Source organism: Hyphomonas sp. (assembly GCF_040882205.1).
Classification (GTDB): domain Bacteria; phylum Pseudomonadota; class Alphaproteobacteria; order Caulobacterales; family Hyphomonadaceae; genus Hyphomonas.
The window spans coordinates 1-9,247 of sequence record NZ_JBBEBT010000001.1 but is presented as its reverse complement, the minus strand read 5'-3'; the positions used below and the strand labels follow the sequence as shown (position 1 = coordinate 9,247).

The 9,247-nt window shown below is 60.1% G+C and carries 10 protein-coding genes; 7 read left to right on the top strand and 3 right to left on the bottom strand.

Features of this window, described 5'->3' with window-relative positions; translation table 11 throughout:
• Positions 1-225 precede the first annotated feature (225 nt).
• From WEA77_RS00050 to WEA77_RS00040, 3 genes are all read right to left on the bottom strand, one after another.
• Positions 226-801: a TadE/TadG family type IV pilus assembly protein gene (locus WEA77_RS00050; protein ID WP_368065833.1), complete on the bottom strand. Its 576-nt coding sequence runs from the start codon at positions 799-801 to the stop codon at positions 226-228.
• Positions 802-805: 4 nt separating this feature from the next.
• Entirely contained in the window at positions 806-1,378 is a 573-nt protein-coding gene (locus WEA77_RS00045; protein WP_368065832.1) for a TadE/TadG family type IV pilus assembly protein, read from the bottom strand.
• A 115-nt stretch (positions 1,379-1,493) separates the two neighbouring features.
• Entirely contained in the window at positions 1,494-1,943 is a 450-nt protein-coding gene (locus WEA77_RS00040; RefSeq protein WP_368065831.1) for a pilus assembly protein N-terminal domain-containing protein, read from the bottom strand.
• Between the two features lie 363 nt (positions 1,944-2,306).
• Between WEA77_RS00040 and WEA77_RS00035 the strand changes: the two genes are divergently transcribed.
• From WEA77_RS00035 to WEA77_RS00005, 7 genes are all read left to right on the top strand, one after another.
• Complete coding sequence (locus WEA77_RS00035; RefSeq protein ID WP_368065830.1) at positions 2,307-2,462, top strand: Flp family type IVb pilin; 156 nt, start codon at positions 2,307-2,309, stop codon at positions 2,460-2,462.
• A 147-nt stretch (positions 2,463-2,609) separates the two neighbouring features.
• A complete protein-coding gene (locus WEA77_RS00030) occupies positions 2,610-3,125 on the top strand; it encodes a prepilin peptidase (protein WP_368065829.1) in 516 nt (171 codons plus the stop codon).
• Positions 3,126-3,222: 97 nt separating this feature from the next.
• Positions 3,223-4,071, top strand: coding sequence for a Flp pilus assembly protein CpaB (gene cpaB, locus WEA77_RS00025; protein ID WP_368065828.1), 849 nt, complete (start codon positions 3,223-3,225; stop codon positions 4,069-4,071).
• 2 nt (positions 4,072-4,073) lie between these two features.
• Entirely contained in the window at positions 4,074-5,582 is a 1,509-nt protein-coding gene (locus tag WEA77_RS00020; RefSeq protein ID WP_368065827.1) for a type II and III secretion system protein family protein, read from the top strand.
• Between the two features lie 11 nt (positions 5,583-5,593).
• Positions 5,594-6,304, top strand: coding sequence for a CpaD family pilus assembly protein (locus tag WEA77_RS00015; RefSeq protein WP_368065826.1), 711 nt, complete (start codon positions 5,594-5,596; stop codon positions 6,302-6,304).
• 34 nt (positions 6,305-6,338) lie between these two features.
• Entirely contained in the window at positions 6,339-7,739 is a 1,401-nt protein-coding gene (locus WEA77_RS00010; RefSeq protein ID WP_368065825.1) for a CpaE family protein, read from the top strand.
• A 27-nt stretch (positions 7,740-7,766) separates the two neighbouring features.
• A partial coding sequence (locus WEA77_RS00005; RefSeq protein ID WP_368065824.1) for a CpaF family protein occupies positions 7,767-9,247 on the top strand: 1,481 nt, incomplete at its 3' end.

The window sequence follows — 9,247 nt, the reverse complement described above, 5'->3', positions numbered from 1 at the left end:
CCGGCACAGTGACCGTCTGGATGGGCCCCGGGATCGTCAGCCTGCTGACATGGATCACAGGAAACCAGCGCATCGGCATGGGGGGTATCGGCTTCATGTTCCTGATCGGATTGATCGTGCTCTGGAAAGTCCAGGCATCCAAGCACGCGGACGAGAACCGCTGAGCGCCCAGCGGTCTCTGGAATTCCGGAACTAGCTCGCGGGGCCGAAGCCCGTGCCGGGATCCTAGTCGTGAACGCGGCCGATCTGGGTCACGCGCCGGGGACGCAGGTAGAACGTGTCGGTCAGCGTCCGCGAGGTATCGAGCACGAAACCGACCGGGCTTTCATACTCGAACTCAACCTCGGCAATGATCACCGAACCGGGGCTGGTGACCAGTCCTTCCGGCACCGTGATCACCGCATCCTCGGCATAGGCGCTCATCTGGTAGCCATCAGACCAGGACACACGCGTCTGACCGTCACCGTTATCGACCACCGAAGTAATCCGGATACTGGCATTCAGCACTGAGTAAGGCTGCATGGTCACGGCGGCGGCATCGAACAATTCGTTCATGTCGGCATCGCTGACCGTAACAAGACGGGCCGTGAGATCGCCGAGGCTCGAGGCCGTTGTCGTCACGCGGCGATCCACGCGCATCAGGAGGCTAAGTTCGATACATCCGAAATAGATCAGCACCATCAACGGCGCGATCAGGGCGAACTCGACGGCCGAGATGCCCTTTTCGTTGTAGCAGATTCCCTGAATCCCGCGCCAGCGGGTGCGGCGGGTGAGGGGGGCGAAAACAGAGCGGATGGACATGGTGTCAGCTCCCGAACGGTTCGCTGCGAAATACGGTATTGGCCTGCAGGAGGTGGCGGTCGCCGTTCAAGTTCGCCAGGGGCTTCGACATGAGCGGTGTAATCAGGGCCCACTCATAGAAGGCACGCACGGCAATGATCTCGTTCGGGCCGCCAGGATCGAACTGGAAATCTTCGTTGTCCAGATTGCCATCTTCATCGATCGGCGCCCCGACCGGCGAAGCAGCAAAATTCGCCAGGGTCCGCACATCGATCGAGAGACGGGCGTCGCAGTCGAGAATATCGAACATCTCGTCGCAAAGCGCTTGCCGGAACTGAATGTCAGTGATGCCGGCCTGCTGGGCTTCACCGGTCCGCAGGGGGCGCGCCGCTTCAAACACGGCATGCTCCAGCACGGTTCCCATGATGAAAATCAGGCAGACTTCGAGCAGGCCGAAAATCATGAAGAAGAACGGCGCGGCAATCAGGGCGAATTCGACTGCGGCCAGACCGCGTCGATCTTCGGCAAACGCCTCCCAGCGCGAACGAAGACGTGCGGCAAGACTGTAGCCAAGACTGTAGTGCTGAGCGCCGTCCATTTGTCCGATCCCCATTTGAGTCAGAGCGTCGGACTTACCATGTGCCGGTTTGCCGGCAGTTGAGCCGAACCTTCAAATTTCATCAATCTGGCGCCTTCGGTTGCCAGGACAGGACTTATTCGCCGCCAGCGGTGAGCGCCTGGGATTGCAGCTGCTGGTCGATCAGGACCGAGAAGTGGCCCGGTTCGTCGCCGGTGCTCAGCACGGCCTTGCAGTTCGGCGAGCAATCATAGGTGTAGCTCTGGCCTGCACGGTTGATGGTTACGAGATTGCTGGAACTCGCCGTAACCATGACATCGCCATTGTAGATCTCGCGGCCAGCCTTGTCGAAAACGAGAAGGTTGGTCGTGCCGTAGCTCTTGCCGGTAACAAACAACAGCTGCTCATTATGGGCCGTGACATCGGCAACATTGTTGTTGCCGATCACGATGCTCGAGGCGGCGCCGTTGATACGGATGGGCGTTGCCTTGCCGGTTTCGACAAAGAGCGGTTCGGCAATCACCGCAGAAGCGAGGCAGAGCGAGGCAGCGCCAAGCGCAGCAGCTTTCAGGCAGATCGTCTTCATGCGGAACTCCGGCAGGGCAGGGATGCCTGAATATTCCAGATTTAGGTTTACTGAATCCTAACCGTGAACCTTCGCGCGGCGTTCCGCATAAGGTGCGCTGGGAAAAGTCATTCCGGCGCCTGAAGGGGGCGCCAATGCTCTCTCTCTATATACATTGGCGGCCACTGCCTCCCGCATCTCGCCCGAGGCGTTGGCTTTCAGGTCTTCACGCTTGCTTCAGTCGCGGTAAACGAAACGCTGATTTGACTTCACGACTTTTCTGATTTCTTCAATTATATCTGAACTCTGCAGGTGTAGTAAATATCCTGTTCCGGAAGAAAAGTTCAAGCCGGGACATGTCAAAACGCATGATGGGAGTTTCCAATGTTTGCACGTTTCCTTAAAGACGAGTCCGGCGCAACCGCTATCGAGTACGGCCTGATCGCCGCCCTCATCGCTGTCGCCATCATCGGCGGTGTCACCGCTCTCGGCAACAACGCCGCAGCTACGTTCGATAAAGTGGCCGTTGAAATGGCCTAACAAGGCCAAGTCAGTTTACTGATGATGGAGCCGCCGGGATTTTCCGGCGGCTCTTTCGATTCCGGAATGGCCCGGGTGGGCCGGGAAAGGCTTCGTTCAGCCTTTTGAGGCAGCTTGCCCGGATCGTCTGACCCTGGAGCTGCCGTCATGATTCTGTTCTTACTTTCGGGCCTGTTCCTGGCTCTCTGCATTTTTGCCGCATTTCATGACGTCAACAGTCTGACGATTCCCAACTGGCTGAACCTCACAATTGCCGGCCTCTTTGTGCCCGCCGCACTGATTTCCGGATTGCCGCTCGAGATTCTCGGGGGTCACGTCCTCGCCGGCGCATTTGCTTTCGTGATTGCGGTCGGTCTGTACGCCTTCCGGATTTTCGGGGGAGGGGACGCCAAGATGATTCCCGCCGTCATGCTCTGGATGGGCCCCGGCGCAGCGTTCTCTTTCGTCTTCACGATGGCCCTGATCGGCGGCGCCTGCGCCCTGATCCTTCTGGCGGGGAAGCGGAGTATCCCGGTCGAAGTCATCCCTGGCTTCATGCGCGCTGCGTTCGAACCCAATGGCGGGGTGCCTTATGGCGTCGCAATTGCTGCAGGGGCGATCGTCGCTGGGTCTGCGTCGCCGCTGCTCGCAGGATTTTATGAATCCCTTGGACTTGGCGGTTAACGTTCCTTTAGGCGCCGCGTGCGAATTTCCGATTGAATGAAGAGGTTTGCTGCGTCCCGCACGGCCTGATGACTTCGAGTTAGAGGAGTGGCGCCTGATGTCGCCGATGCGTATCATCATCCTTCTTCTGGCGCTGGCCGCCGCAGGCGGCGCTGCCTTCCTGGCCCTTCAGTTGAGCAGGCCGCAGGTCCTGACGCAGACCGTCACCAAGGACCGGACGGTGGTTGAAGAGCGGGAAGTGTCGGAAGTGGCAGTGCTCACCGTCACCCGCGATTTCGCGGTTGGCGAGACAATCGATGCGGCTGACCTGAAATGGTCTCCCTGGCCTCGGGCCAACGTCGTTGAAGGTTATTATGTCCAGACGACGCTACCGGCCTCGATCAAGACCCTGGCGGGCGCTGTGGTCAAGGCAGCGCTTTACAGGGGCGAACCCGTTCTTCCGCAAAAGGTGGTCATCAAAGGGCAACAGGGCTTGCTGGCCACCATGATGAGCGCCGAGATGCGCGCTGTCTCGATCGAGATTTCCGCCGAATCGGCATCGGGCGGCTTCATCCTTCCAAACGACCGGGTCGACCTCATCCTGACCTATCAACAGAAGAGCGAACCGGAATACGGCGTTCGCGACCGCATAATAGCGACCACAATCATCTCGAATGTCCGTGTGCTGGCAATCGACCAGAATTTTGCGACCAACGAGGAAGGGGAGACCGCGCGCCTAGGCAGCACGGCGACCATCGAAGTCACTCCGGCTGAAGCCGAGCTGGTGGCCATGTCGATGAGTGTCGGCGAAGTCTCTCTCGCACTGCGTCCGCTCGAGACATCGGTGAGCGGCACGGATCGCAATCCTCGAACGGAGCTGCTGCAGGGGGCGTCCGACGGTTTGGGCGGCGGTATCAAGATTATCCGCAACGGCAAGGCTTCTACCGCCGGCGTGGGAGGCAACTGACCATGCGTATCCTGAAAATTCTTGCCCTCACGGCAATCCTGAACTTCGGGCCGGTGCAAACACTGCCAGCCCAGACGGTGCCGAATGGCGCCGGCACGGTGATCACATCGGCAGGCAATGGAACAAATTCGCGCAGTGTCACTGTCGGCGTCAACAGATCGGTCATCATCGAACTTGAGGCGCCCGCATCCGATGTTGTCATTGCCAACCCGGAGATCGCCGACGCTGTGGTTCAGACCTCACAGCGGATAATCTTTCGCGGCGTGAAGTATGGCCAGACCAGCGCACTGATCTTTGATCGCGGTGGCCGAACCCTGCTTGACCTTTCGCTGTTCGTTGAAACCGACATGGCTTCGCTGGAGGATACGATCCGCCGGCACGTTCCGGAAGCGCGCGTGAAACTCGAAAGTCTCAACGGCAGCATCGTGATGACCGGTTCGGTCGACAGCCTGTCCCAGTCCGAAAATGTCCGGCAGCTTGTGGCGGCCTATTTCCCGACTGCCGGCGCGGATGATGGTCCGAAGATTGTCAATATGCTGAACATTCTCGCGCCTGACCAAGTGTTGCTGGAAGTCCGCATCGTCGAAATGCAGCGCAATATCGTCAAGCAGCTCGGCATCAACTTGTCTGGCATGCCCAGCTGGGGCAATTTTGAATCGGCGCTGCTCAGCCCGCCATTGTCGACTGCGGGCGAAATTACCAGCAACCTCGGCTTCCCCATCCAGGGGCGTTCTCTGGGCGGTATCGGTGCCGAAGTCGACTACACAAACTTTAACGGCAACACCCTGCAATCACGCGCGGGGGCTGCCATCAACGCCCTTGAGCGCATCGGCGTCGTCAAGACGCTGGCCGAGCCGAATATGGTCGCCATGTCGGGTGAAAGCGCTAAATTTCTCGCTGGCGGTGAGTTCCCGGTCCCGGTGGGGCAGGACAACCAGGGCCGTATCACGGTCGAGTTCAAGCCCTACGGCGTCGGTCTCGGCTTCACGCCGGTCGTACTCTCCGAGGGGCGGATCTCGCTGAAGGTATCTACGGAAGTCTCAGAGCTGACCTCGCAGGGTGCATTCCAGGGTCAGCGCCAGACCTTCGTAGACGAAGATGGCAACGTCATCAGTGTGGAAGGTGTAACGCTTCCGGGTCTCACGGTCCGGCGCGCCGAGTCCACCATCGAGCTACCGTCGGGCGGATCGATGATGATGGCCGGCCTGATCTCTTCGAAGGATCGCCAGAACCTCGACCAGGTTCCCGGCCTCAAGAAGCTTCCAATCCTGGGTGCGCTGTTCCAGTCGCGTGACTTCATTTCCGAGGAAAGCGAACTTGTCATCATCGTCACGCCATACCTCGTCAATTCCGCCGGCAAGACCGAGCTGCGCACACCGGCAGATGGCTATGCCAACGCCTCGGATGCCAAGACGATCTTCTTTGGCAAGCTGAATGAAACATACGGGCGCGATGGTGCGTCCGTGAAAGCAGAAGAATACCGGGCCCCTGTGGGCTTCCTGGAAGAGTAGGGGATAGATCAATGGGCATCGCCTCCAAACCGCAACGCAAACTCTTGCTCCTCGGCGCGGGCCTCATGTCGCTCGGCGCCTGTGCCACGAGCGCACCGACGGCTATAAGCGCGGATCACCTCGAAGGTTCGGCGCTCAGCCGGAATGAGATCGGCGTTTCCAAACGCACCGAGTTCCTCGAAGTCTCGATTGATCCGGCAGCCAGCGAACTGAATGAGGCTGACCGCGCGCGCATACGCAACTTTGTCGGCAGCTATGCCCAGAAAGGGCATGGCCCGCTGGTGCTGTCGCTTCCGGCCGCTAGCGCAAATCCGCAATTCGCCGTCACGGCGGTTGCAGAGGCCCGCACGATAGCCTGGGAAAAGGGCATCCGCTACGACGAGATCGAAGGCAGTGCGCACGGCGCTGGCGCGGCCAACTCCCAGCCCATGATCCTCGCCTACCAGGCGTATGAAGCGGTGGCGCCCGAGTGCCTTTCGAAAGCCGCACTGGATTTTTCTGACGTCGCTTCAAACAACAACCTGCCGACCCTCGGCTGTTCGGTGCGCACGAACCTCGCGGCGATGATTGCAGATCCCGCTGATCTTCTCGGCAACCGGCCGATGGAAGCCGGTGACGCGGGCCGCCGCGAAGTCATCATGGACAAGTTCCGCAAAGGTGAAACGACGGCGTCCGTCCGCACCGCCCAGGAGTCCGGAGCGGTCTCGCGGATCGTGAATTAAAGCCGGCGCGTCCGGCAACAGGAGTACGCGTGACATGGGTAAGGAACCAGCACTTTTTGAGGACGATTTCGGCACCGAGTTCGAAGACGTCTTCAATGAAAACATGTTGACGGGTGCGAACGATATCGGATCGGCGGATCCCTTTGCGGCAGTCACCGCCCAGCCGGTCCAGCCTGTCCCGGACTTCGCTACCAAACCGCTCGCTGCGGCGCCGTTCACGTTCGCGCCGCTCGAGCAGTCCGGCGGCGACGCCACGTTGCCGGCAATCTCGATCAAGCTCTTCTACGAGCGGGAGGAGACGCGCGCCCTGATGCAATTGTGCGCGGCAGACCGGCGGATGGGCCGTGCGACAGTCGACTGCATCCCGGGCGGGATCCCGGCCGCAATTGCCGACCTGCAGGCCAACTCCACGCCAAACCTTCTGATGGTGGAATCTTCTGCCCAGGCCAGCCAGGTCGTGCGCGAGATTGATGCGCTGGCGGAGCACTGCGACGATCATGTCAAGGTGCTCGTCATCGGCTCAGTCAATGACATCACCCTCTATCGTCAACTCGTAGCGCGCGGCGTTTCCGAGTATCTTGTGCCGCCGTTCCAGCCGCTGAACATTATCCGGTCGATCTCGGCCCTGTTTTCAGCCCCTGATGCGCCCTTTCTCGGCAAGCAGATCTCGGTGGTCGGCGCCAAAGGCGGGGTAGGGGCCTCGACGATAGCGCACAATCTCGCTTGGGCGCTTGCCGAGAACACGCACGTTAACACAACGCTGGTCGACCTCGATCTGTCCTTCGGCACCACAGCGCTCGACTTCAATCAGGATACACCGCAGACGATCGCTGATGCGCTGCTCGCGCCGGAGCGTGCCGACAATGCCGTTATTGAACGCCTCCTAGTGCGCGCCACCGAACGCCTCTCGCTGTTCACCGCGCCTGCCAACATCAACCAGATCATGGACATCCCGGACGAGTCCTACTCGACCGTCATCGAGAACGTGCGCCGCAACGTACCTTACATGGTGCTCGACCTGCCACATGCCTGGAGCCACTGGGTACGTAATACGCTTATCGCATCGGACGAGGTGATCATCGTCTGCCAGCCGGACCTCGCTTCGCTGCGCAACGGCAAGAACATGATCGATCAGTTGAAGGGCCACCGGGTCAATGACCGGCCGCCGCGGCTGGTCTTGAACATGTGCGGCGTTCCGAGGCGCCCTGAGATTCCAGTGAAGGATTTCGCAGCGGCCATCGGGGTCGAGCCAGACATCATCATACCTTTCGAGCCCGAAGTTTTCGGCACGGCAGCCAACAATGGCCAGATGATTTCAGAGACGTCGCCGGCGGCGAAATCCTCAATAGCGATCGACCAGTTGGCCAGCTTGCTGACTGGCCGGACCATCCAGGTGGCAGAGAAATCATTCATCAAGAAACTTCTGGGCAAGTAAGCCGGGTTCGAGTGAACGGATAGAAGAATGGCCTTCGGAAAACGCTCAGGTTCTGCCGACACAACGCTTGCGGGCGCGCCTCCAGTGGCTGCGCCGGCGCCAAAGGTAGCCGCACATAAGCCTGGAGCGCCGGTGCCACCTGCCGCGTCCGCTGCGCCTAAGCCTCCTGCCATCCCCGGCGCTGCGCCGGCCGCCCCGGTGAAGCTCAAGACGCCGGAATTCAAGCCGGAGACTGTCCGGAAGGTCAACCAGAACTCGGACCAGTATTATTCGACGAAGACGACGATCTTCAACGCGCTGATCGATACGATCGACCTCTCCCAGCTCGCACAACTCGATATCGAGAGCGCACGCGAGGAGATCCGGGACATCGTCGTAGAAATAATCAGTATCAAGAGTGTCGTTATGTCGATCCTGGAGCAGGAGTACCTGCTCGACGACATCTGTAACGACGTGCTCGGCTATGGCCCGCTTGAGCCATTGCTGGCCCGCGATGACATCGCGGATATCATGGTCAACGGCGCCGACACGACCTATATCGAGGTCAACGGAAAGATCGAGCGCACAAACATCCGCTTCCGTGACAACGCGCAGCTGATGAACATCTGCCAGCGGATCGTCTCTCAGGTTGGCCGCCGGGTAGATGAGAGCTCGCCGATCTGCGACGCGCGCCTGCTGGATGGCAGCCGCGTGAACGTCATTGCCCCGCCGCTCGCCATCGACGGTCCCACGCTCACCATTCGTAAGTTTAAGAGGGACAAGCTGAAGCTTCATGATCTCGTGAAGTTCGGCTCGATCAGCGAAGCCGGCGCCGAAGTCCTGCGCATCATCGGCCATAGCCGCTGCAACGTCCTGATCTCCGGAGGTACCGGTTCCGGCAAGACCACGCTGCTGAACTGCCTCACCGGCTTCATCGAGCCCGGTGAGCGCGTCATTACCTGCGAAGACTCTGCCGAACTTCAGCTGCAGCAACCGCATGTCGTGCGTCTCGAAACCCGCCCGCCGAACATCGAAGGTTCGGGCGAGGTCACAATGCGTGACCTCGTCAAGAACTGCCTTCGTATGCGTCCCGAGCGGATCATCGTGGGCGAGGTGCGCGGACCTGAGGCATTTGACCTCCTGCAGGCCATGAACACGGGCCACGACGGCTCGATGGGCACGCTTCACGCCAACTCGGCGCGCGAGGCGCTGAGCCGTGTAGAATCCATGATCACGATGGGCGGCTTCTCGCTGCCGGCCAAGACCATCCGCGAAATGATCGTCGGCTCCATCGATGTCGTCGTCCAGGCCTCACGCCTGCGCGATGGCTCGCGCCGCATCATGGGTATTACGGAAGTGCTCGGTCTCGAAGGCGATACCATCGTACTGCAGGACATCCTGAAGTACGAGATCGACGGCGAAGATGATGATGGCAATATCATCGGTCGTCACCGCGGCATGGGTATCGGCCGTCCGCGCTTCTGGGAGCGCGCGTCCTACTACAACATGGAGCGCGAACTGGCTGCGGC